Annotated in this window: 18 protein-coding genes; 5 read left to right on the forward strand and 13 right to left on the reverse strand. The window is 63.8% G+C overall.

The annotated features are described in order from the left end of the window. Nucleotides 1-16: 16 nt before the first annotated feature. The 5 genes from acs to BB934_RS41275 form a co-directional block, all read right to left on the reverse strand. Nucleotides 17-1,987 carry an acetate--CoA ligase gene (gene acs / locus BB934_RS41255; protein WP_099515377.1) on the reverse strand — a complete coding sequence of 657 codons (1,971 nt, stop codon included), beginning with the start codon at nucleotides 1,985-1,987 and terminating at the stop codon, nucleotides 17-19. A gap of 713 nt (nucleotides 1,988-2,700) precedes the next feature. Beyond that, a complete protein-coding gene (locus tag BB934_RS41260; RefSeq protein WP_099515378.1) occupies nucleotides 2,701-4,623 on the reverse strand; it encodes an adenylate/guanylate cyclase domain-containing protein in 1,923 nt (640 codons plus the stop codon). 88 nt (nucleotides 4,624-4,711) lie between these two features. After that, nucleotides 4,712-5,731, reverse strand: coding sequence for an amino acid ABC transporter substrate-binding protein (locus tag BB934_RS41265; protein WP_099515379.1), 1,020 nt, complete (start codon nucleotides 5,729-5,731; stop codon nucleotides 4,712-4,714). A gap of 64 nt (nucleotides 5,732-5,795) precedes the next feature. Continuing rightward, nucleotides 5,796-6,224, reverse strand: a complete 429-nt coding sequence (locus BB934_RS41270) for a nuclear transport factor 2 family protein (protein WP_157934644.1) — start codon at nucleotides 6,222-6,224, stop codon at nucleotides 5,796-5,798. Nucleotides 6,225-6,380: 156 nt separating this feature from the next. Then, entirely contained in the window at nucleotides 6,381-8,372 is a 1,992-nt protein-coding gene (locus BB934_RS41275; protein ID WP_099515381.1) for a BTAD domain-containing putative transcriptional regulator, read from the reverse strand. A gap of 141 nt (nucleotides 8,373-8,513) precedes the next feature. Here BB934_RS41275 and BB934_RS41280 point away from each other — a divergent pair, with 141 nt between their 5' ends. Beyond that, a complete protein-coding gene (locus tag BB934_RS41280) occupies nucleotides 8,514-9,059 on the forward strand; it encodes a DUF6647 family protein (protein WP_099515382.1) in 546 nt (181 codons plus the stop codon). A gap of 185 nt (nucleotides 9,060-9,244) precedes the next feature. On the opposite strand, the gene BB934_RS41285 is transcribed toward BB934_RS41280, so the two are convergent. Further along, nucleotides 9,245-10,957 (reverse strand): adenylate/guanylate cyclase domain-containing protein, encoded by a 1,713-nt coding sequence (locus tag BB934_RS41285; RefSeq protein WP_099515383.1) that lies wholly within the window; start codon nucleotides 10,955-10,957, stop codon nucleotides 9,245-9,247. Between the two features lie 398 nt (nucleotides 10,958-11,355). On the opposite strand from BB934_RS41285, the gene BB934_RS41290 reads away from it, so the two are divergent. The 4 genes from BB934_RS41290 to BB934_RS41300 all read left to right on the forward strand — a co-directional run bounded on the left by BB934_RS41290 (nucleotide 11,356) and on the right by BB934_RS41300 (nucleotide 15,792). Then, nucleotides 11,356-11,814 (forward strand): GNAT family N-acetyltransferase, encoded by a 459-nt coding sequence (locus BB934_RS41290; RefSeq protein WP_099515384.1) that lies wholly within the window; start codon nucleotides 11,356-11,358, stop codon nucleotides 11,812-11,814. Further along, on the forward strand, nucleotides 11,780-12,019 hold the full coding sequence (locus BB934_RS48060; protein WP_157934645.1) for a hypothetical protein: 240 nt from the start codon (nucleotides 11,780-11,782) through the stop codon (nucleotides 12,017-12,019). Before BB934_RS41290 ends, BB934_RS48060 begins: the two co-directional genes overlap by 35 nt. 302 nt (nucleotides 12,020-12,321) lie before the next feature. Then, complete coding sequence (locus tag BB934_RS41295; protein ID WP_099515385.1) at nucleotides 12,322-13,335, forward strand: IS110 family RNA-guided transposase; 1,014 nt, start codon at nucleotides 12,322-12,324, stop codon at nucleotides 13,333-13,335. A gap of 567 nt (nucleotides 13,336-13,902) precedes the next feature. After that, nucleotides 13,903-15,792 carry a sensor histidine kinase gene (locus tag BB934_RS41300; protein ID WP_099515386.1) on the forward strand — a complete coding sequence of 630 codons (1,890 nt, stop codon included), beginning with the start codon at nucleotides 13,903-13,905 and terminating at the stop codon, nucleotides 15,790-15,792. Nucleotides 15,793-16,118: 326 nt separating this feature from the next. On the opposite strand, the gene BB934_RS41305 is transcribed toward BB934_RS41300, so the two are convergent. From BB934_RS41305 to BB934_RS41335, 7 genes are all read right to left on the reverse strand, one after another. Then, entirely contained in the window at nucleotides 16,119-16,685 is a 567-nt protein-coding gene (locus BB934_RS41305; protein WP_099515387.1) for a TetR/AcrR family transcriptional regulator, read from the reverse strand. 225 nt (nucleotides 16,686-16,910) lie between these two features. Beyond that, a complete protein-coding gene (locus tag BB934_RS41310) occupies nucleotides 16,911-18,086 on the reverse strand; it encodes a phosphatase PAP2 family protein (protein ID WP_162299276.1) in 1,176 nt (391 codons plus the stop codon). A gap of 793 nt (nucleotides 18,087-18,879) precedes the next feature. Beyond that, complete coding sequence (locus BB934_RS41315) at nucleotides 18,880-20,385, reverse strand: tripartite tricarboxylate transporter permease (RefSeq protein ID WP_099515389.1); 1,506 nt, start codon at nucleotides 20,383-20,385, stop codon at nucleotides 18,880-18,882. After that, nucleotides 20,385-21,056 carry a tripartite tricarboxylate transporter TctB family protein gene (locus tag BB934_RS41320; RefSeq protein WP_099515390.1) on the reverse strand — a complete coding sequence of 224 codons (672 nt, stop codon included), beginning with the start codon at nucleotides 21,054-21,056 and terminating at the stop codon, nucleotides 20,385-20,387. Before BB934_RS41320 ends, BB934_RS41315 begins: the two co-directional genes overlap by 1 nt. A gap of 123 nt (nucleotides 21,057-21,179) precedes the next feature. Continuing rightward, nucleotides 21,180-22,235 carry a Bug family tripartite tricarboxylate transporter substrate binding protein gene (locus BB934_RS41325; protein ID WP_099515391.1) on the reverse strand — a complete coding sequence of 352 codons (1,056 nt, stop codon included), beginning with the start codon at nucleotides 22,233-22,235 and terminating at the stop codon, nucleotides 21,180-21,182. 91 nt (nucleotides 22,236-22,326) lie between these two features. Further along, nucleotides 22,327-23,172, reverse strand: coding sequence for a fumarylacetoacetate hydrolase family protein (locus tag BB934_RS41330; RefSeq protein ID WP_099515392.1), 846 nt, complete (start codon nucleotides 23,170-23,172; stop codon nucleotides 22,327-22,329). Nucleotides 23,173-23,196: 24 nt separating this feature from the next. Next, complete coding sequence (locus BB934_RS41335) at nucleotides 23,197-23,616, reverse strand: hypothetical protein (RefSeq protein ID WP_099515393.1); 420 nt, start codon at nucleotides 23,614-23,616, stop codon at nucleotides 23,197-23,199. Between the last annotated feature and the right edge of the window lie 2 nt (nucleotides 23,617-23,618).

Here is a 23,618-nt window from a genome sequence, read left to right on the forward strand (position 1 = left end):
CCTCCATCAGAGACGGTCAACGAGTTTTGTTCTGGCGGTTCTCCACGAGGTCGTCGACGATGGCCGGATCGGCGAGCGTCGAGGTGTCGCCGAGCGCGCCGAACTCGTCCTCGGCGATCTTGCGCAGGATGCGGCGCATGATTTTTCCTGAGCGGGTCTTCGGCAGGCTGGGGGCGAACTGGATCAGGTCGGGCGAGGCGATGGGGCCGATCTCCTTGCGCACCCAGGCGACCAGCTCCTTGCGCAGGTCCTCCGACGGCTCCTCGCCCGCCATCAGGGTGACATAGGCGTAGATGCCCTGGCCCTTGATGTCGTGCGGGTAGCCGACGACCGCGGCCTCCGACACCTTCGGATGGGCGACCAGCGCCGATTCCACCTCCGCCGTGCCCATGCGGTGGCCGGAGACGTTGATCACGTCGTCGACGCGGCCGGTGATCCAGTAATAGCCGTCCGCATCGCGCCGGCAGCCGTCGCCGGTGAAGTACTTGCCCGGATAGGTCGAAAAATAGGTCTGCACGAAGCGCTCGTGGTCGCCGTAGACCGTGCGCATCTGGCCGGGCCAGGAATCGGCGATCACGAGATTACCCTCGGCCGTGCCGTCGAGCACCTTGCCGTCCGCATCCACCACCTCCGGCTTCACGCCGAAGAAGGGCCGTGTGGCCGAGCCCGGCTTGAGCTTCGTCGCGCCGGGGAGCGGCGTGATCAGGATGCCGCCAGTCTCCGTCTGCCACCAGGTGTCGACGATCGGGCAGCGGTCGTCGCCGACCACGCGATGGTACCATTCCCAGGCTTCCGGATTGATCGGCTCGCCGACCGAGCCCAAGAGGCGCAGCGACTTGCGCGAGGTCCGCTTCACCGGCTCCTCGCCCGCCTGCATGAGCGAGCGGATCGCGGTCGGGGCGGTGTAGAAAATGTTGACCTTGTGCTTGTCGATCACCTCCCAGAAGCGGGAGATCGAGGGATAGGTCGGCACGCCCTCGAACATCAGGGTCGTGGCGCCGTTCGCCAGCGGTCCGTAGAGGATGTAGGAATGGCCCGTCACCCAGCCCACATCGGCCGTGCACCAGTAGATGTCGCCGTCGTGGTAGTCGAAGACGTGTTGGTGCGTCATCGCGGCGTAGACGAGATAGCCGCCGGTGGTGTGCAGCACGCCCTTCGGCGTGCCGGTCGAGCCCGAGGTGTAGAGGATGAAGAGCGGATCCTCCGCGTTCATCTCCTCGTAGGGGCATTCGTCGGACACGAGCTCGGCGGCCTCGTGGTAATAGACGTCGCGGCCCGGCACCATGTTGACGGGAGAGCCGGTGCGGCGCACGACCAGCACGTGATCGACGACGCCCGCGCCGACGCGCTCGATGGCGGCGTCCACGTTCACCTTCAGCGGCACCTTGCGGCCGCCGCGCAGGCCCTCGTCGGCGGTGATGATGAAGGCGGACTTGGCGTCCTGGATGCGGCTTGCGAGCGAATCCGGCGAGAAGCCGCCGAACACGACCGAGTGGATCGCGCCGAGCCTGGCGCAGGCGAGCATGGCATAGGCCGCTTCCGGGATCATCGGCATGTAGATCGTGACCCGGTCGCCCTTCTCGACGCCGCGGTTGCGCATGATGTTGGCCATGCGGCAGACCTCGTCGTGAAACTCACGATAGGTGATCGTCTTCGACTCGGCTGGGTCGTCGCCTTCCCAGATGATCGCGACCTGATCGCCTCTCGTGTGGAGATGCCGGTCGATGCAGTTATAGGCGACGTTGGTGACGCCGTCCTCGAACCAGCGGATCGCGACGTTGCCGGGGCCGAAATTGGTGTTCTTGATCCGGGTCGGGGCCTTGAACCAGTGGATGCGCTTGGCTTCCTCGGCCCAGAAGGCGTCCGGATCCTTGATGGAAGCCTCGTACTTCGCCAAATAGCCGGCATCGTCCAGATAGGCGCGGTGGCTCCACTCAGACGGAACGTCGTAAATGTTTCCGGCGGAGTTAAAGGCCAAGTTGCTCATGGTCCTAGCCTCCTTGAGCGCCTCTTCCGGAAGCGCGCTTCCGTCCGGATTGTCCGTCGACGAAACTCAAGCAGAGCTTGGGCCGGGTGACACCCAGGCGTTGTTCTGTCGGCGCGCGTCGTGTGACGGTCGGCCATTGCCGACTTTCCTGCCGAAGAATTATTCAATGTAGACCAATTCCGCAGAGCTTGGGTGGTTCCGAGGCTATTGTCGCGATTGGCCAGGTTACCGAGCGCCACCCTTGGCCATAGGACCCGACAGTGAGCCTAATCGAGCTTAGCCACACGAACGTCGCATACCGAGGTGCGATGCCGGAATTTGCGGGAAAACTGCCTACTCACGTACGACGCAGCGGTAGCAGAAGGTTTGGACGCAATCGATGTGGATGTCGGCTCTTGGCACGAGGCGGAAGTACGCCGAAGGTCCGTGATGTGGCGACGATCGGACCTTCGTATTTGCTGTCGAAAGCTGTGCTGCAGGCGAGGACGGGAGGAATGCGTTGCATGTCACGCTCCTCTCCGGAAGAGGCGCGCATTTTGGCAAGACGTGCTTGATCGGGCATCAGCAGCCATCCTGATTTATCGATGCTCGAGGGTTCCTCCGCCGGGAACTTGTCCTTATAGACGGCGGCCGCTGCCTGCTCCAGGCCGTGTGTTGATGCGGAGCAGACGAGGAGACCCGAAGTCGCCGCCCACACCGTGAAGCCGCCCGGCCTACTGTGGAAAGACCGTCTGACATTCCGGGAGGCGGTGGACTGGCGCCGCCATGGCCTGCAACTGCTCAGGCTTGGCGCAAGGCGGGAAGCCGGCGGACTGCATCCCCTCGACCAGCCGCTGCCGCTCGGCGTCGCTGTAGCCGGGGCTGTTCAGGGCAAAGCTCTCGATCGTGAGGTCGGGATGGCGCTTGAGCGTTTCGAGGACCGCTGCCCTCGCTTCCTCCTGACGGCCGAGCGCCGCATAGATCACGGCTCGCTGCACCCAACCGCCGCGCGTGCGGGTCTGAGGGTCCTCACGTTCCACGAGACGCAGGGCATCCTCGTAGCGGCCGGCCATCAGGTAGGCCAGCCGGTAGAACCCCGCAGCCGAAACCGAGTAGTTCGGGTTGAGGCGCATGGCTCGATCCGCGGCTTGGGCACCACGCTCGGGATCACCGAAGGTGCTCGCCCACCCGGCATAGTTCGTCAGGATGCCGGCATCGCTCGGGTTCAGCCGCAGCGCCGTCTCGAACTCGGCTTCTGCCCGGGGCAGGTCGCCGGCCATCCCGAGGATATGGCCAAACGTTGCATGGGCGGCAGCATCCTGGGGATCGAGTTCGAGGCCACGCCGGATCGCCGGCATCGCGGCCGCCCGCGCGGTGTCGGCATCCGCGCCATAATGCATCGTCGCGTCGTGGGCGGCGGCCAGTGCGACCCAGGCGCGGGCGAGTTTCGGATCCTTGTCCACCGCCTGCTCGAGCCAGTGGAGAGCCTCCTCGGTACTCTCCTTGGTGAAGCGGCCCATCGCTTCCTGGCCCAGCCGGTAGAGGTCGTAGGCCTTCAGGTCCTCCGGTCGCGCGCGCCGGCTGGCCGCCCGTTCGGCCTCCGGGATCGCCCCGCCGGAGGCCGCCAGCCGGGTCGCCACCTGCTTGGCGACCTCGGCCTGCACCGCGAAGACGTCCGTGGCAGGCCTGTCCCACCGTTCGGACCACAGATGTGTGCCGCGATCGGCTTCGATCAATTGCGCCGTCACGCGAACCTGTTCGCCGCGCCGCTGGATCGAGCCTTCCAGCACGTAGCGGACCTTCAACGCCTTGCCGACCGCCTGGATGTCGACCGCCTTGCCGGCGTAGGCCGCGGTGGCGTTGCGCGCCATGACGTCCAGGTCTCGGTAGCGGGACAGATCCGTGATGATGTCTTCGGTCACTCCAGCCGCCAGACGGCCTGTCGCATCGTCGCCGCCGAGATTGTCGAACGGCAGCACGGCGATCGAGGGCTTGCCGATGGTGGGCTCGACCCTTTGAGACCACCACCAGAGGCCGAGCCCCATGACGAGCAACACCGCCGCAAGAGTGGCTGCCAGATGCCAACGGCGGACGAGCCGGGTGCGCCACGACCAGCTCCGTTGGACGCCCGCCATTCTCAGGGTGTAGGTGCGTACGGGTTGCGAGATGTTCTTGACGCGCTTCTGTCCGGCAAAATCGAAGGGCACATTGAGCTTGCCCTTCAGGTGATCGTAGGCGGTTCCCGAGACCATCACCCCACCTGGCTCGCAGAGCTGCTCCAGCCGCGCGGCAATGTTCACACCGTTGCCCAGGAGGTCCTCGCCCTCGAGCACCACGTCGCCGAGATTGATCCCGATCCGAAACATGATCCGGCGCTCCGGCAGGGTGTCGTCCTGGCGGGCTGGCGTTTCGGCCTGGATCGCAAGGGCACAGGCAACCGCGTCGACCACAGAGCCGAACTCCGCCAGTAGCCCGTCGCCCATCAGCTTGACGATCCGGCCGCGATGCTCGGCCAGCAGTGGGTCGACCACAGCGTGGCGGATGTCCCTCAGGGCCGCGAGCGTGCCTTCCTCATCCTGCTCGACCAGGCGGGAGTAGCCGACCACGTCGGCCGCCAGGATCGCGGCCAGCCGCCGTTCGGTCCGGGTGCTCGCCATTCGGAAGGCTCCTGCGACAATCCTTGGCCCAAGGGTAGCACGAGACCCAGCGTCCTGCCGCATCCCGCGCTCCGGAGCCGTCGGCCCGCTAGCGGACCGGAATGCCGTATTGCAGGCCACCCTTGGTCCACAGGGCGTTCTGGCCGCGCTTGATCTTGAGCGGGGATCCCTCGCCGACGTTGCGTTCGAAGCTCTCGCCGTAGTTGCCCACGTGCCTGATGATGCGCACGGCCCAGTCGTTGCTCAGACCGATGGCCTCACCGAACCTGCCCTCGGTACCGAGCAGGCGCTTGATCTCCGGGTTCTCGGAGGCCTTCATCTGTTCGACATTGGCCTTGGTGACACCGAGCTCCTCGGCATCGAGCATGGCGTTGAAGGTCCAGCGCACGATGTCGGCCCATTGGTTATCGCCCTGGCGCACCGCCGGCCCAAGCGGCTCCTTGGAGATGACGTCCGGCAGGATGACGTGATCGTCCGGGTTGGGGAGGGTCAGCCGCGCGGCATAAAGGCCCGAGACGTCGGTCGTCATAGCCTCGCAGCGGCCGGCCTCGTAGGCCTTCTTCGCCTCCGTCGCGTTGGCGAAGCTCACCGGCTGATACGTCAGGTTGTTGGCCCGGAAGTAGTCGGCGAGGTTGAGCTCGGTCGTGGTGCCCTGGTCGGTGCAGACCGACTTGCCATTCAACTCCTTGGCCGAGGCAAGTCCAAGTGTCTTGCGGACCATGAAGCCCTGGCCATCGAAGTAGTTGATCGCCGGGAACTCGAGGCCGAGCTGGGTGTCTCGCGACATGGTAACTGTTGAGTTGCGGGCAAGGACATCAACCTGGCCGGACGTGAGTGCCGTGAAGCGGTCCTGGGCGGAGAGGGGGACGAACTGCACCTTGGCCGGGTCGTCGAAGATTGCGGCCGCGATGGCGCGACAGAGATCGACGTCGAGACCTGACCAATTGCCCTGCGCATCCGGCGCGCCGAAACCGGGGGCGCCCCGGTTCGAGCCGCAGGTCAGAACCCCTTTCTGCTTCACGCTGTTCAGTGTCGCCTGGGCCGAGGCGGCCGTTGCGAGCAGGCTTGCCGTCAGGCCGACGGCAATCAATGCGAGAGCGTTGATCATGACACTGTCTCCCAATGTCGGTTATCCCCAATCACCACGGAGGTCGATGTATCGGTGCGTCGTGCTAGGCCGCCTTCTTCTCTCCGGCTACCCGCAGGGTTCCACTCCCGACGGCTACTGCCGCCGTATCCGAGAACTGCGTGAACGCGGCCACCTTGCCGCTGTCGATCCGGAAGGCATGCAGGAAGCGGATGTCGATGGTCTGTCCTGTCGCGGCCGCGGTCGCCCGTTCGTGGCCGAAGCAGAACACATGATCCCCCGCGTCATGAAAGCGCTCCGGCGCGAACTCTTCGAACGTGTAGCCGCGGTTGAGCTCCGCGAAGAAGCGCTGGACAGCCTCCTTGCCGCTGCGGGTTCCGGCCAATGGCACCCAGTCCGGGTTGCCGACGCAGTCCCAAGCAATCGTGTCCGAGCAGTGCTCCAGGATGGTGTCGATCCGCCCGTTCCGGAAGGCCTCGTAAAGCATCTGGATCAGTTCGACGTTGGCCCGCATGGCATCCTCTTGCGCCGTGCGACCCGAAGACCCGACGGGATCCCGGGTCAGAGCATCGATTATACACCTGAAACAGCAACGAACGGATGGTTTTCCATGCCGGCAGGAGGGTTCGGCCCTCTCGGGGTCGGCTCGCATGACCCGTCGTCGAAATCCCTATTCGAGGCCGGCCATGGCCAAACCGCGCTCGTAGTGCTCCAGGTCGGCCGCGTGCTGGAACCGGGCCGGCAACCGGAGCCACCCAATCGGGCCGCCGACTGCCCGCAGCTCCTCCTCGCCTAGACGGTGTTGCAGCGTGGCGCGCATCCGCCGGGCATGCATGGCCGCCTCGTCCAAATGTCCTGCATAGGCCGCTGCCGCGGCCAGCCAGCCGCGGTTGGTCGTGATCCGGTCCGGCGTCTGCCTGAGCCAGAACAGCGCCTCCTCGTACCGGCGGCCGACGAAGCAGGCCTTGCCGATCTGCTCGGCGGATACAGGCGGAAAGTAAGGATTGAGCCGGATCGCTTGCTCGGCCTGCCCGATGCCGCGCTCGGGCTCACCCGCATAGGCGTATTCCAACCCTGTGTAGCCGAGCGTCTCGACATCACCAGGACTGAGCGTCATGGCCCGATCCAGGTGAAAGTGGGCTCCGGAGAAGTCGCGCCGCATCTGGAGCAGCATGCCGAGCAGCCAATGTCCCTGAGGATCCAGGGGATCGAGGGCAATCGCCTGCTGCGCATGGCTGATCGCCCGCTCCCGCCGGCGGTCTTCTTCCCCAGGCGTGATTCCGCCGGTCGAGACGTAGCACACGGCGAGCCCGCAATGGGCGGCCGCCGAGGTCGGATCCTGCTCCAGCGCGCGGCTGAAATGCTCGAGCGCTTTGGCATGCGAGGCGTGGGCGATCGAGCGCTGGTGCTCGCGGCCGCGCAGGCAGTGCTCATACGCGCTCAATGAATGGATCTCCCGGTGGCGTATCCGCTCCAGCTCCGCCTGCTCGACCTGCACTGGGATGGTGGCCACGATGGCCATAGCCGCCTCTTCCTGGAACGACGGCAGCTCCTCCCAGTCACCCTGGTAGTGTTCGCCCCAGAGTTGCCGCTGTGAGGTGTTGTCGACAAGACGAGCCGTCACACTCAATCGGTTGCCGGTGCGCCTGACACTGCCCTCGACCGTGTAGCGGGCGCCGAGCTGGCGCAGCCGGACTTCAGGATCGGGATCGCGACCGAGTGCGAAGCACGTGTGTCGGGCCAGGACACCGAGCCGCCGGAAGCGCGCCAGATCGGCGATGACGTCCTCCGTCAGGGCCGCTGGCAGGCTGACCAGCGTCTGGTCCTCGGAGAGGTCCCGGAACGGCAGCACGGCCACGAGGGGCTTGCCCGCTGAGGACACATCGCTGCGGCCCAGAACCCAGGCGGCATTGAACGGCTCCGGGGCAGAGCGCCCACCGATCTGACTCACGGCCCGGGCGAGTTGCTCGACCTCGGCGCCCGGTTGGATCTGGAGATCCCGTGCCAGGCGGGCACGAAACTCGCCATAGTGTCCGGCCGCAAGCCTACGCTCGCCCTGGGTCAAATGTAGCCGCATCAGCGCCGCGTGCATGCGCTCGCAATAGGGATCGATCCCGAGATAGCGCTGGGCACAGGCCTTGGCCTCCGTCACCTCGCCACGCCACAGCCTGAGCGAGAACAGGTTCCAGAAGGCAGATCGGGCCAGATCGCGCAAGCGTCCCCGTTCGGGCAGCAGCCAGTCCTCGTACTCGCGGCTGAGATCGCCGACATCCGACAAGAGATCGCCGCGGTACAGATCGCAGGCCGTAGCGAGGGCCTCAAGCGTCCCTTCAGTCGCGAGAACCTCGAAGCGCACGACATCAACGGCCATGCGATCTGGGTCGAGCCAGATTAATCGGCTGTCGCTGCGGAGCGGCCCCTCGCTTCCGCCAAGGAGCTTCCTGAGCTGATGCAGGACGAAGCGCAGGTTGCCTTGGGCGTGCGGCGGGTCCGCGTCCGGCCACAGCAACGCCTGGAGGGTGACGCGCCGGTGCTTCGTTCCGGGAGGGCAGGCCAGACGCGCGAGAAGCTGGGAACCCTTCTCCCCCGCAAGCTCGATGGGTCCGCGGTCGGGATGCCGCAGGCGAAGCCCGCCGAGCAATGCAATCTCGAGTTCCGTCATGGATGCCTCGGACGCTGTCGCAGCAGGACCAGTCTAGCACCGCTTCAGGATACGCGAAACGCCGGAAGGCACCCACCTAACGCTCCCCTAACGCTCCGTCAGCCCAACTCCTGCAAGCACCACACCCGGGAGTATTGGTCCATGAGGAAAGCTCAATACCAAGGCGGCCATAACGGCCCGTCCCATGTGACCACCCTGGTCGCCTGTGTCCTCGCGTTGCCGTTGGCCGCCTTTGGTTCTGCGCCAGCCCACGCGGACGGATCCGGCGGATGCCTTGAGGCCGATTGGATCGCCGAAGCAAGAGCCTTCGTGACGAACGAGACAGGCATTCCGGCCCCCGAGGCTTGCGTGCGCCTGGCCAGCAAGGAGCGACTGGACGGGCTCGTGTTCCCGGTTGCCCTCGGCGAGGCCGTGGCTGCCGTCTACGTTCCGGCCACGCGAGAGATCCTCCTAGCTGACGATCTAAATCCTGGCACGCTTCTCACACGCAGCTATCTTGTTCACGAACTGGTGCATGCGCAGCAGTTCACGAGCCGCGCGCATGAGCACGTCCAATGCCCAGGAGTGCTGGAGGCGGACGCCTACGGCACCCAAGCCCTGTATCTCAGCACCTGGGGCCTACGGGAGCAGGCCTTCCTTCTTCAGATCCTGGGAATGTTCCAGAGTGCTTGCGGCTACTCGTACTAACCGACCCGCTCGCGCTTGAGTCGCGATGCCGAAGGTCAGGATGTGGCACGTTCCTGAAGTACGCTGAAATTCTGCAAAGTCCCGGTCAGCAGACCTTTTTATGGTCGCGCTGAAGGGCTGTCGGTGATCGGCTCCGGACGTTCGTGATCTGCCGAAGCGAGTTGGAGAAGATGTTACACTGGAGTTCAGGGAGGTAGTCCCGCGTCCTCCAGCCGGCGGCGCAACTGCTGACACAGCAGCGGATCACGGTAGCGCTCCTGAAACAGGAACCGGGACACAGTGAAGTTCGGCTTGCTCGCTATCGTTTCCTTGACGAGTTTGCTGGCATCCTCTGGCCGGCCGAGCGCCATCATCGCCGCCGCTCGATACAGCCGCGAGCGGAAGGTTTGGAACACGAGCTTGCTCAGAGCCTCTAGGGCTTCTTCGTACCGGCCCAGTGCATAATAAGCGATGCCGCGCTCCTCAATGCACCACACCGGAAGAAGCGGGTCGAGGGCTTCTGCCTCATCGAGCAGTCTCAACGAGGTCTCACCTTCGCCCATGAAGGTGGAGACCGCCGCACAACGGGCCTTGATGTAGGCATCGGACGGGTTCAGCTCCATCGCCCGCCGCATCAGCATTGCCGCCTGATCGAAGTCGCTCTTGAGCAGTTCGAAGAACGAGGCAATCCGGTTGGCTTCGGCATCACAAGGGTCCAGTTCCAGCGCCCGTCGAATGTCAGGTTCGCTTTCGGGAAAGCTGAACTCCGGGAGGTCGGATGCCGCACAGACCCGCCAAGCGTACGCCGCCGCGTAGTTCGGATCCAGCTCAATGGCTCTGGTGAACCATTCCACCGCCTCTCGGGAATGCTCCTCCAACACCCCGCCAAGGCGGTGATGATCAATCCCCCGCAGCAGGCACTCGAACGCGGACATGTTCTCAGGCTGCTTGCGTCGGGCCGTGATCATGCTGGCGTCTTCCATCCGGCCGAACACGGTCGCAGCGATCTTGGCCGCTGTGCTGTCGAGCAGATCCAGGAGTTCGGCGAACGGGCGAGCGACCTTGTCGCTCCACACCACCGAGCCCCCGTCCGTTTCAGAGAGCGTAAGATTGATCCTCACCTGATCGCCGATCTTCCTGACCTGTCCCTCCAGCACATAGCGAACTCCCAGCGTGTTGCCGACCTTGACTGGATCCGGGTTGGCGTCGGCAATGGCAAAGCTCGCGCTGCGTGAGCTGACGAACAGGCGGCGAAAGCGGGCGAGTTCGACGATTAACTCATCCGTCAGACCCTCGGCGAGAAACCGCTGCTCTTCATCTCCGCCCATGACCCGGAGGGGCAGGACCGCAACAGAACAGGGCCGCTTTTCCCTGATCGCCTGGGTTCGGGTCGGGGCGGTTTGTAGTCTGTGCCGGGCGCTTTCCTCCCGCAGCCGGTAGACGCGGAGCGGCTTGGACAGGTTCTTGAGGCATCGCGTGCCCAGATCCTCGAAGATAAAGGGCGAGTTGCGGCGGATGTTGTCGAAGAACACGCCGCTCACGCAGATGCTGTCGGGCTCCGCCTCCTGTTGAATGCGGGTTGCAACGTTCACGCCGTCCCCAATGAGATCGCCACCCCGGACAACGACGTCGGCGAGATGAAGCCCGATCCGCAGTTTCAGCGGATCGCTATCTGAGCTGCTGGCCAGCGCGTTGCGGATTTCGGTCGCGCCACGCAGGGCATTGATGGCGCTGCCGAACTCCGCCAAGCACGAGTCACCTGCCGTGTTGAAGACTCTTCCACCGAGAGGGGATACTTTCTCCCGGATCAGCTCCTGGCAGCGTGCGACTTCATCGGCAATCTGCTCCTCAGCATTTTCCATGAGGGACGAGTAGCCGACGATGTCGGCGACCATGATCGCGGCCAAGCGGCGCTCCATGCCGAACTCCCAATGCTGGTGCCATGCCAGCGTCTGCTCCGCTGTGCCGCAGAGCAGACGCTCGTAGCCACCTGACCAGTTTACGCCTTGAGAGCTGAGGGAGCGAGCCTTCCCTAACCCTCCCACGGCGGGCACGGATCTAGCCAATGTCAGAAGCGTAGCTGTCCAGCATCGAAGGGCCGCTTGTGGCACACTTGCGAAGTAGGTCGAACGTCCGCTTGGAAGAGGGACATCAGACGTTGCGAAACGTCGATGAACGGCGGTTTCCGAACCACTGTCGAACGTTGGATGACGCCTTTTCCATGATCGGGCTCTCCGTGAAGAGCACGCACGTCTCTTGCTTCGAGGGCCTGTGGCTTTAGGTACGGCGACGATCCCTGTGAACGGCGGAGGAACAGGTGGAGATCATCGAAGCAACTCCAAACGACGATGCCACACTCGTCAGGCACTACCTCGCTTTGTGGGACAGCTACGGCACTCCTCCGGACCACATCGAGCCCGATGCGACATCAAGGATCGCTGCCTTCATCGAGGACGGGCGCCGGCAGCGTGGCCTCAAGGCCTTCCTCGCCAGGAGCGACGGCAGGATCGCCGGGTCGGTCGCATGTCAGTTGCACTTGGCGCCCTATCCGGAGGTGGTCATGCCTGCCCATCGCCTCATGGGCTATGTCTGGAGCGTCTACGTCGAACCTGACTTCCGAAGGAAGGGAGTTGCCCGCCACCTGATGGAGGCCGCACTCGCCCATCTCAAGGCGCTTGGATGTACGATTGCCGTGCTTCATTCGTCCGATGCCGGCGAGAAGCTCTATGAGGAGCTTGGCTTTGAGCGGGCCAAGGAAATGCGCCTCAAGCTTTGACGATTTTCCAAGGCGCGGAGCCTCTGCCAGGCAGTCCGCGGAGGCGCTCGCCAGCGCCCGCGTAGATCAGCCGCCGCATGACGAGACCCGCTACGAGGAGGCCGCTCGTCTGAGTGCCGCGCTCGTGCGGATGCAGACCTTCTCGATCAGGCCCTACCAGCCAGCCCGGGCCGAGAAAGGCGAGACGTCGACGCCCGCATCCTGATGCGGGTACTAAATGGCCGACAAGGTTGGAAGGACGATCGGCGAGTCTTGGGGCGGATATTCCAGATTGATCTGTCCCAAATTTAGATAGTGAGAATGTCTCCAATTGGCAGATTTTGTTGAAAAACTCCCGGGCGCTGCTTCGCCGATCTATTACTTGTGTAGCGTGCTCAATCGGGCTCAATATCCTGTATACTGACTTCGCAAAAATCAGCGGTTGCGGACTTTATCAACATTGGGTAATGGGGCGGCTCTCCCTGGATGCCGGTAACATCGGCTGGCCACGTGCACAGGAGAGCAGCCATGGACTACTACGCTGGTTTAGATGTCTCGATGAATGAGACCCACATCTGTGTGGTCGAGCGGGACGGAGGTGTTGTTCTGGAGGCAATGGCCTCCAGCACCCCAGAGGCCATTGCCGCCGTGCTGGAGACGGCGCCCACGTGCGCGAAGATCGTGCTCGAGACCGGTCGTATGGCCCCGATGCTCTTCCATGGCCTGGCCGCGCTTGGGCTGCCGGTGATCTGCATCGAGAGCCGGCAGGCCTACCAGGCGCTGAAGTCGCTCGCCACGCACAAGACCGACCGCAACGATGCCCGCGGTCTGGCTCATCTCGCCCGCACCGGCTTCTTCAAGCCCGTGCATGTCAAATCGCTGCCGGCTCATGCGGTGCGCGCCCTGATCATCGCCCGCAAGAAGCTGATCGGGCAGCGCGTCACCTTGGAGAACCAGATCCGCGGCCTGGCTGTCGTGTTCGGGGTTCGGCTACCCCGCGGGCTCAGTCCGCGCTTTACTGAACAGGTGATCCAAGCCAGCCAGGGGATCGCAGGCCTGTCCGGTGCCATGCAGGGCCTGCTTGCCGCCCGCAAGGCCGTTCTGGAAGCGGTTATGGCGATTGATCGCGACATGCGCCTGCTGGCCCGCTCGTCGCAAGCCTGCCAGCGGCTGATGACCATTCCCGGTGTCGGCCAGCTGACGGCGCTGGCCTTTGTCGCCACCATCGACGTGCCGGAGCGCTTCCGCCGCTCGCGCGATGTGGGAGCCTATCTCGGTCTGGTGCCGCGGCGCTTCCAATCCGGCGAGATCGATTATGTCGGCAGCATCTCCAAATGTGGGGACCGGCGAGTGCGGACCTTGTTGTATGAGGCCGCCAATGTGATGCTGACGCGCTACCGCGGCGCCTTGGCCCTCAAGGAGTGGGCGCTGGGAATTGCGCGACGCTCGACCATGAGGAAGGCCCGCGTGGCATTGGCCCGCCGGCTGGCGATCATCATGCATGCTATGCTCCGGCATGGCACCACATTCCAGGCAGCCTAGGAGGAGCAGAAGAAACAAGGTCGAGACGAGCTCCCGAGCGGAGCGCCGCCCAAGGGAGGGTGTGGATGACGACGCCGATTCTGTCGCATGCGGCCTGTGCCAAGGGCCGACTGCGGTTTCAACCAAGTCGCTCCACCCCAGCTGACCCCATCAAGTGCCCTGGAGCACGTAGAGAACGCAGACACCCTTTGGGTTCGCACAACCGCTCAGGATCGGAGAGCTACCCCTTGACTCATTAGAGAACAAAATCGGCACACCTGAGACGCTACACCGAGGGCAGCAATCCTCACGGAACCAGACATTCCGAAAAGTGAATGGACTTCACTGCCTGACCCATTGCGGAAGTTGAACCCTAGCCCAAGTCAGCCCGCCGTGCATTATTCTGGGTGATCACGGGTCGTATGGGGGCATTTCGATGACCACTGAGCGAGTAGAACGGCGACGGACAACGGTCTGGCGGCTGACATGGGAGGGATGCTCCTATGGGAGCCCCGAGGTAGCTACCTTGGATGTCCTTACCGGGTGGCGGAAAATTCCAGGCGGACTGGCGGGCCCCATGGAGGCCGCATGACCGTATCATGCACATTGAGGTTGGAGCGGCTGATCAATATCTGGACTACCGTCGCCGTCATTCTCTTGATTTCAATTGGCGCGCCTGCCGCGCAGCCTCAGTCTGGCGCGCCTGCCGCTCAGCCAAAAAGAATCGTGGTCCTGTATTCGTATGGCCAGCACTTCCAGTCCTGGGCCACATGGGGCACAGCCATACGCAGTGAACTGAACCGACAGTCGCCTTGGCCGCTGGACGTTCAAGAATATTCCCTCGTCACGGCTCGGAATGGTGACGAGGCCGCTGAGGCGAAATTTGTTGAATATCTCAAGGCACTCTACGCTCAACAACCGCCCGATTTGATCATCGCCCTTGCTGCCCCCGCGGCTCGCTTCGTCCAGCGATATAGGGCAGACCTGTTTCCGACAACGCCGATGCTGCTCGCGGCAGTCGAGCCGCGCAGGGTTGATTCGTCCCTGTTGTCCGAGCAAGACGCCATGGTCGGGGTTCGGTTCAATCAAGTCGCTCTGTTCGAAAACATTCTGCGGCTGTTGCCGGAGACGAAGACCATCGCGCTGATCAACGGAAACTCACCTCCCGAGCGATTTTGGGCTGGCGAGATGCAACGGGTGCTGGGTCCGCTGCTGGAGAAAAAGGTTGAATTGCTCTTTTTCGGCGAGCGGCCGTTGGAGGAGACCCTGAAGGCGGTTGCGGGTTTGCCTCCCCACAGCGCAATCTTTTTTCAGCAGCTCAATGTCGACGGCGCAGGTGTCGTCTATGGCGACAAGGAGCCCTTGAAGCGCATCGGTGAGGTCGCCAACGCTCCGATTTTTACGTTCGACGAGTCTTACTTTAACGGCGAGGTTGTTGGCGGCCCGATGTTTTCACCGGCCGAGGGTGCCCGACGGACTGCTGCCGTTGCCGTCCGAATATTGGGTGGAGAGAAAGCCGGTGGCATCAAGGTTCCCCCAACCGAATTTTCAATGCCGAAATACGATTGGCGACAACTTCAGCGCTGGAACATCAGCGAGAGCCGCCTGCTACCGGGGAGCGAAATCTTGCTTCGGGAGCCGACGGCGTGGGAGCGATATTCCTGGCAAATTGCGTTCACATTTGCAGTTCTTCTCCTACAAGCCGGGCTGATCTCTGTCCTGTTGTTTGAGCATCGTCGACGTCGGTTGGCAGAAGTGCAGTCGCGGCAGCGTATGGTCGAACTGGCCCACGTCAACCGCTTCTCGACCGCTGGCGAACTGTCCGCCTCAATCGCTCACGAAATCAACCAGCCGCTTGGGTCTATCCTGGCGAATGCCGAGGCGGCACAGACCATCCTTAAATCGCCGAAGCCTGACATCGCGGAAGTGAGCGAAATATTGGGAGATATTATAAATGATGACCAACGCGCCGCTGAAGTCATCCAAAGGTTACGAAGTCTCCTGAAAAAGTCACCGTCCGAGCTGAGAAAGCTCGATCTTAACGATGTCACGCGGGAAACTGTCAAATTTCTTTCGATGCAGGCGATCGGACGAAAAGTCGAACTGGTTAGTGTGCTCACACCGGACGCGCTTCCGATACTGGGCGACCGCATTCAACTTCAACAAGTCATTCTGAACCTTGTCGTGAACGGGATCGACGCGATGAGAGATACGCCGACCCAAAACCGCATCATCAGCATTCAGAGTTCGCGCGCCGAGAACTTTGCCGAACTCTCCGTATCGGATAACGGTCCAGGAATTCCCGAAGACAAACTGAACGAGATCTTCGAACCGTTCTTCACCAGCAAGGCCGAAGGCATGGGCATGGGGCTGTCCATCGCTCGCACCATTATCGAGGCGCACGATGGGCAGATATGGGCAGAAAACCGGGATCACGGCGGCGCGTCGTTCCGGATCAGGCTTCCTCTTGTCCGATAGTTGGTGATCCATCGCGAGAGCCGTACGAAGCAGACCCGACTTCCGCATATGGCACATCTGCGAAGTAGGTCGAATGTCCGGTCGAGCGGGGAGTTGCAGACCCTCCCAGGGGGCCTGCCCAGGGGGCCTGTAATTTCCTCGGGCGACCCGTTTCAGACCTTCCGTGCGAAAGTTCATGAATGAGCCATCTCAAGCAGTTCGCAGGTTGCGTGCTGCGCCTCCAATGTGCCTCGTCCGCCTTGCCTGACGTGCCTAACCCGGTCCAACAACCCGCGGCGGAGCTGTCTTCTTCACGACAAATTCCCCGGGTGTTGCGCCTAAGGGCTTTACTCAGCGATGCCCTGGCGTAAGAGGCGGTTGACTGCTTCGACGACCCGCTGGTGCTCCTCCTCCGAGAAGGGATTGAGGTCGTGCATTTCCAGGCTGTTCAGGCCCTCAATGGCCAGCCAACCCAACAGCGCCGCGTCGAGATCATCCGACGTGGCTTTCAGGTTCTCCAGGGTCGCCTTGATGACCTCGCGCACGGGATCGAGCAGGCGCGGGTTCTCGGCCGAAGCGGCCAGCATGCCACTGGCAACCTCCTTCGTCTTGCCCTTGCGCAGTTTGAGCAGCGCCGCCGTGCACAGACGTGCTTCCAGGTTCCGCCCGGGCTCGGCTTCGGCTCGGAGCGCCTCTCGCTCCGCCGAAACCTCGTCGACGAGGCGCTGGACCATGGCCTGAAGCAGCGCCTCCTTGGTGGAAAAGTTGTAGAGTAGCCCACCCTTGCTGAGACCTGACCGTTCGGCGACGGCATCCAGCGTCAGCCGTCCCGAACCGATCCCGCTCACAAGCTCCGCAGCCGCGTCGAGGATCCTCTCGCGGGAACTCTTTCGGCCTTGACCACGTCCCAACATTCACCACTCTTGTCTTGAGGTTTCCAGCCGAGGTTTCCATTCGCCATATCAGCGCCCACCCTTCTGGCGTCGAGAAGAGGGCATTACCTCCGCGGCGAGGGTCTTGCCGCGGTTCTGGCGCAAATCCGGTCACAGTAGCAGCTTCACGGGCCCCTGCCGTTCGGCTGTGTTACGGCGCTCTCGACCAGGCTTGTTGAGGGGACCACAGGCCCGCGGCACAGGATCTTATTGGGCAGGATCACGCCGGGCTCGCTCCACCACAGCTTCGCCCACGTGCTGGCCAATCTCCCATCCGGAATCGATGTCACTTCTAAAGTGAATGCCAGCCCAGAACCGCGACTCGCCCCATTCCCGCGCCCATCCGGCGTAACGCGCTGCTTCGCGTGGAAAGAGATAACTCAGGACCACCACGGGTCCCATTCCCAGCGTGGCGGCATTCGAAGGGTAGGTCGGGAAGTTGGGGGTTGGAAAGACTGTTGTGACCGTCGGGTCGAACTGATTGGGGCGCGCCGCCCAGTAGTGGAACTTCGCATCCTGCGACGCGACCCAGCCGTCATAATGAGCCACATAGACAAGAGCATAGGCCCGTGCCGCGCGTCGGGTGTTGTTCTCGACCCCTGCCTCGGCCAACCGCAGGCCAACCTCCTCGCCCAAGCGGAAGATCAGCCCCGGCTGACCCTGTTGCCCGTACTGCCAGTAGTTTGCTTTGGCGATCATGAGAGGGGTGCGCTTCAGGGTCTTCACCTCCTCAAGTTCGGCTAAACGTTTGGGCGAGTCCGGTGCAGGCGGTGGTCCAGGGCGGAACTGGCTTGGTGACGTGAGAGCAAAGGTTTTCCACTCCACATCATTTACCCCACCGGGGTTCTCGCCCTTCCAATAGCCAGGGCCTGAGGGCATGCTCCCGGACCACTTCGTGTCACTGATCTTGGCATAGGCGATCACGCGCTCAGCCACTTTCCGCCCGAGGTCAAGGCCCGCCTGCGCATCGCTGGGAAACGCCACCCCAGCGAGGACGCGACTGCGGGACGCTTCCTCGGCCGCGGCCATGACGCGCTGCGCCTCTTTCGGGTAGATGTGAGCGATAATGGCCGCCGCGGCCCCAGCCGCTACCGAGTCCTCGAAAGGATAGGAGGGACTGGCCGGGACAGCAACGGCAGCGGCGAGGGTATTGTCGATCTCGCTAGGGCGCTTTCGGTTGACCGTGTACTTGGCGTCCCATGCCGCTGTCAGGGCATCGTCAATGGCCACATGCATCATGGCATAGGCGCGAGAGGCTTGGCCCGTGCCGAGCGGGTTGGCCACCGAAATGTCGGTCAGCATCTCGTTCCAGCGGTATGAAGGAGACCAGAAGTCCCAGTAGCGAATGCGCTCCAACGTGGCTGGGTCGCGCTGGTTGGCCAAGCTATGAAGCTGTTGGAGGTCAGGTGCTTGCTCGGCCGGCGGCCCAATCTGCAACTCCTTAGGGGAGCTCAGGACCCAAGGCTGCCATCCGCTCGCTGCCGGGTCAGATGACGCGTTCGCCGGTTGGCCACTGACGGATGCTGTAGATGCAAGCAGGCCGGTGAGAGCGGTGAGGGCCACCACGGCTCGTCTGCCAGATCCGTGCCTTCCAGTTGTGGTGGGACAAGAAGCGGCTGAACGCGAAATCCGTTGCGCCTCGCGCCGCGAACGCTGTTGAAGCATGGCGCTCTCCCATCGCCGATGTAACCGCAAGGACGGCCGGACAACCCAGGCGAGGAGGGGCCGGAGCAGAACGCGCCCGAGCCGTGCAATTTATGGACATTATCGATGGTACTATACGCCCAAGTACAACATCCTGCCACGACGGAATACCCGACCTGTTGCTTCACCAAAGGGACTGCGGCGTCGATGTGATGTGATAGAAACTGATGGCGTCTTTGGGAGAATGCCAGCCAGTGAGAGGGAACTCATCACACGCGGCATGTCACGCTGAATATGGCACTTCGACTTTGCTCGATCGGCTCATCATAGAGCCGCTGTGGGGACGTCGCTGATGGCTCTATAACTGTCCCATGCTCAAGCCCTGACGGCTCCTCCTGGCACAGGGCTGACCTTAGCCGTATTTCCGCAATGCGGCTGCGAGGCGACCTTCACGTGACCTCGCTTGAGGACTCAGATTGACCCCTTCCGGACCTTCACGGTTCAGCACACGTGAATGGCAGCCGCCAAGATCTCAATCCTCTACGAAGACCTCGTCCCGTCCTTTTCGGATGGAAGGCAGGAGAGCGATCACGAGAAGAATGGCAGCGATCGCCAGCAGGCTCCCACTGACGGGATGGGTGATGAAGGTCTCCATCGACCCGCGCGAGATGATGAGCGCACGGCGCAGGTTCTCCTCCATCAGCTTGCCGAGCACGAAGCCGAGCAGCAGCGGCGCCGGCTCGAAGCCGAACTTGATCAGCACGTAGCCCACGAACCCGAACAGCCCGATGAACATCACATCGGTCGGCAGCGAGTTGATCGAGTAGATGCCGATGCAGCAGAACATCAGGATCGCCGGGAACATCAGGCGGTACGGCACCTTCAGGAGCCGCACCCACATGCCGACCAGCGGCAGGTTGATCACGAGCAGCATCAGGTTGCCGACCCACATCGAGGCGATCATGCCCCAGAACAGGGTCGGGTTCTTGGTCATCACCTGGGGTCCGGGAATGATGCCGTGGATGGTCATCGCACCCACCATCAGCGCCATCACCGCATTCGGCGGAATGCCGAGCGTCAGGAGCGGGATGAACGAGGTCTGCGCGCCGGCATTGTTGGCGCTCTCGGGCCCGGCCACGCCCTCGATCGCGCCGCGCCCGAAGCGGCGCGGATCCTTGGCGAGCTTCTTCTCGAGCGTATAGGAGGCGAACGGCCCGAGCACCGCGCCGTTGCCGGGCAGGATGCCGAGGATCGCGCCGATGACGGTACCGCGCAGCACGGGCTTGTAGGACTGCTTGAAGTCCTCCTTGTTCGGCAGAAGCCGGCCGATGGCCTGGCGCACGACGTCGCGATGTTCGGTATGGTCGAGGTTGCGCATGATCTCGGCGATGCCGAAAATGCCCATGGCGAGCACCGCGAAGTCGATGCCGTCCGCCAGGAACGGCAGGCCGAAGGTCATGCGCTCCTCGCCGGTCTCGAGGTCGGTGCCGACGGTGGAGAGAAGTACGCCGACCAGGATCATGGCGATCGCCCGCAGGATCGAACCGCGCGCGAGCACCACGGCAAAGACCAGGCCCATGACCATGAGCGAGAAATACTCGGTCGGGCCGAAGACCAGCGCCAGCTTGGTGAGCGGAGCGCCGAGCGCCGCGATGACGAGGGTCGCCACGGTGCCGGCGAAGAACGAGCCGATGGCCGCGATGCCGAGCGCCACGCCGGCGCGGCCCTGACGCGCCATCTGGTGGCCGTCGAGCGCGGTGACCACGGAGGTCGCCTCGCCGGGAATGTTGACCAGGATCGCCGTGGTCGAGCCGCCGTATTGTGCGCCGTAATAGATGCCGGCGAGCATGATCAGCGCGCCGGTGGGATCGAGCCCGAAGGTGATCGGCAGTAGCATGGCGATGGTGGCGATGGGCCCGACGCCGGGCAGCACGCCGATCAGCGTGCCGACGAGGCAGCCGAGGAAGGCAAGGCCGAGATTCTGCAGGCTGAGCGCGACGCCGAAGCCGAGGCTCAGGTTGGAGAAGAAATCACCCATCAGATCCTCCCGCTGTGATCGGCCACGTCAACCGGGGCCGGACGGCGGTTGCGGGTGGTGAGAAACAGAATGATGGCGGCGGCGGCCATGATGCCGGCGGTGGCGCGCAGCACCGCCTTCTGCGACCAGTCGGAGGGGAAGAGGCTGGTGAGCGCCTGCGGGAAGACCGGGATCGGCAGGTTGAGGAGGTCGCCGAACAGCACCATGCAGAAGGGGGTGAGGCTGAGCGCCAGGAGAACGAGATCGCGCAAGCGCGCCTCGGGGGTGGCATAGCCGCCGAGGATGATGGCGAGTGGCCCGGCGAAGAGCAGGCCGAGGCCCGGCGTGGCCAGCCCGCCGCCGAAGGAGAAGGGGCGGATGGTCAGCGCGAAGGCAACGATGGCGCCGATGACGAAGACCGGGCCGCGCAGGCCCCAGCGCTCCAGGGCATCGCCCTCCTTGATGAAGGCGAAGGCCAGAAGGGCGAGGCCGGACAGGCCGACGCCGATGGCGAGCCAGCGCGGCAGCATCGCCGGACCCATGGCGTTGAGCGTGCCCTGATCGAGATCCCGGGTGAGCCAGAGCGCGAGGGCGGCAAGAGCGACGAGGAGAATCCCCCCGGCCAAGCTTTGCGATGAGCGAACAGGTCCGGGGCGCGTGGTCCCGATATTGGCCGACGTGACTTCGGGCATGCGTGACCTTCCTTGGCGCAAGGCACCGTGCGATCGTTCCCATTCCGGCGGTCTGGGTGCCTGCCGCCGCCCGGCTTATCCCCCGACGAACAGTCGCGCTCGTCGGGGAGGCCTGGACTGCCGCTACATGGGCTTGAAATCGGCCGCCTTCAGCAGTTCGGCATTTCGGGCCACCTCGCGCTTGATGAAGGTACCGAACTCCTCCGGACTCTCGTAGACCGGCTCGATGCCGAGAGACGCCAACCGTCCGGCGGCGGCCAGTTCGCGGGTCGCGTCCGCCATCGCGGTGTTGAGCCACGCCACCGTCTCGGCCGGCATGTTCTTCGGACCCCAGAGCCCGTACCACGAGCTGAACTCCAGCCCCGGCAGGCCGCTTTCCGCCGCCGTCGGAATCTCAGGGGCAAGCTGGCTGCGCTTCGCGGTCGTTGTCGCAAGCGCCTTGACCTGCCCATCCCGCGCCATCGGCAGCAGTGCGATGACGGGATCGATCATGAGCTGGATGTGACCGCCCATGACGTCGGTCAGTGCCGGTGCCGTGCCCCTGTACGGCACGATCGTGATCTTCGCCCCGGCCAGGTGGTTGAAGGCGATCGTCGCGATGTGACCGGGGGAGCCGATGGCCGAGACCCCGAATTGCCACTGGGTGGGGTTCTTCTTGGCATCCTCGACGACCTCGGTGATCGTCTTCTGGGAATTCTTCGGGGATATCACCACAAGCATCGGCGCCTCGCCGACCCGCGCGATGTTGGTGAAATCGGTGACCGGATCGAACGAGACCTTGCTCATGACCTGCTTTGCCATGACGTGGGTGGCGGCTGAGAACAGCAGCGTATAGCCGTCTGGCTCGGACTGGAGGACGCCGTTGGCGCCAACGGTCCCGTTGGCACCGGCCCGGTTCTCGATCACGACGGTGACACCACGCTTCTCCTCGATCTGCTTGCCGAGCAGGCGGGCGAAGGCATCGACGCCGCCACCGGCCGCGAACGGGACGATGATCTTGATCGGGTGGGTCGGATACTTGGCCGGCTGGGCCGACACACCGTGCACCCACGCGATCGAGATCAAACCGGTCAAGAGCGCCTTCAGGAATGGGCGTCTTCCCTTGGTCGCCCGCGGGCGGGCGACCGGCAGGGCAGTAGCGGTGCGTGAGATGGCTCTTTCGGCATTCCGTTTGGTCATTGGCGTTCCCTCCTGATTGATGGCGGAGCCTGAAGTCGCTCCGGTCGCTGCTCTCTTTCGTCGGCTGACGTTCATTCCGCGAGGGGCCGGGTCAGGCCACCTCGTCCACGACACCGTTCCGCAACACGCCGACGCCGGCGATGTCGACCTCGACCACGTCGCCCGGCTTCAGCCAGACGGGCGGCTGGCGCTTCGCCCCCACGCCGCCGGGCGTGCCCGTGGCGATCACGTCGCCCGGCGAAAGCCGGGTGAAGCTCGAGACGTAGGCAATGATGTCGGCCACCGGGAAAATCATGTGGCCCAGCGTCGAGGACTGAACTACGTCGCCGTTGAGCCGGGTCTCGATCCTGAGATCGTCCAGCGTCCCGACCTCGTCAGGCGTGACGAGTGCCGGCCCGAACGCCCCCGTCGACGGGAAGTTCTTTCCCGGCGTGAACTGCTGCGTATGCCATTGCCAGTCGCGGACACTCCCGTCATTGAAGCAGGAATAGCCGGCCACAAGGTCCAGGGCCTGCTCGGGTTTGACGCGGAAGCCGCCGCGCCCGATGACGACCGCCAGCTCTCCCTCGAAGTCGAGCGAGGTGGAGACCGGAGGTCGCACGATCGGTGCCTCATGGCCGATCAGCGTGTCGGCAAACCGCACGAAGAGCGACGGATGCGCGGTCTTGGCGCGGCCGGTTTCCTGGCGGTGCTCCTCGTAGTTATGGCCGACGCAAAGGATCTTGCCGGGGTTCGGGATCACCGGCAGCAGCATGACCCCGTCGAGCGGGACGCGCTTGCCTGAGGCGGCGCAGGCCTCGGCGAATCCGGACAGCCGCATTTGCTCCAGCACGGTCTTCAGGTCCGCCTGGCGGGAGTCTGGATCGACGAGGATCCGGTCGCCCTCCAGCACACCGCAGGCAGTTCGGCCATCATGGACAAAGGAAACGAGACGCATGGCAATTCCCCAAAATGTTCGTGTTCAGGTGCAGATGATCCCGCTCCCCGAACCCGACGGGCGGCTATCCGCCCCAAAGGACTCCAGGGTGTCGGCGAGATCGGTGACGAAGCGCTCCAGCGTCGCCACCGCGAGGCCGCTCTCCGGAAGGCGGAGCAGCCAGGTCCGAAACGGGACCAAGGGTGTGTCCGCCTCCCGCTCCGCCTCGCGGATATCGAGCAGCGCAACGAGCGCATCGAGCCCCTCGGCAGCGTAGCGGCCGCGCATGTAGTCGAGGATGTCAGCCTCCATGTCCCGCGGGTTGAGCGCGGGGATCAGGAAGTGCCCCATGCAGGTACATCCGGCAGGATGCATCGGACGGGACGTCACTGCCCGCCACAGGGAGGCGAGGCGCTGGACCTGCCCCGCGACGTCTGCCGGCCCGCCGTCCCGTTGCGTGGTCATGT

The organism is Microvirga ossetica, assembly GCF_002741015.1.
Taxonomy (GTDB): domain Bacteria; phylum Pseudomonadota; class Alphaproteobacteria; order Rhizobiales; family Beijerinckiaceae; genus Microvirga; species Microvirga ossetica.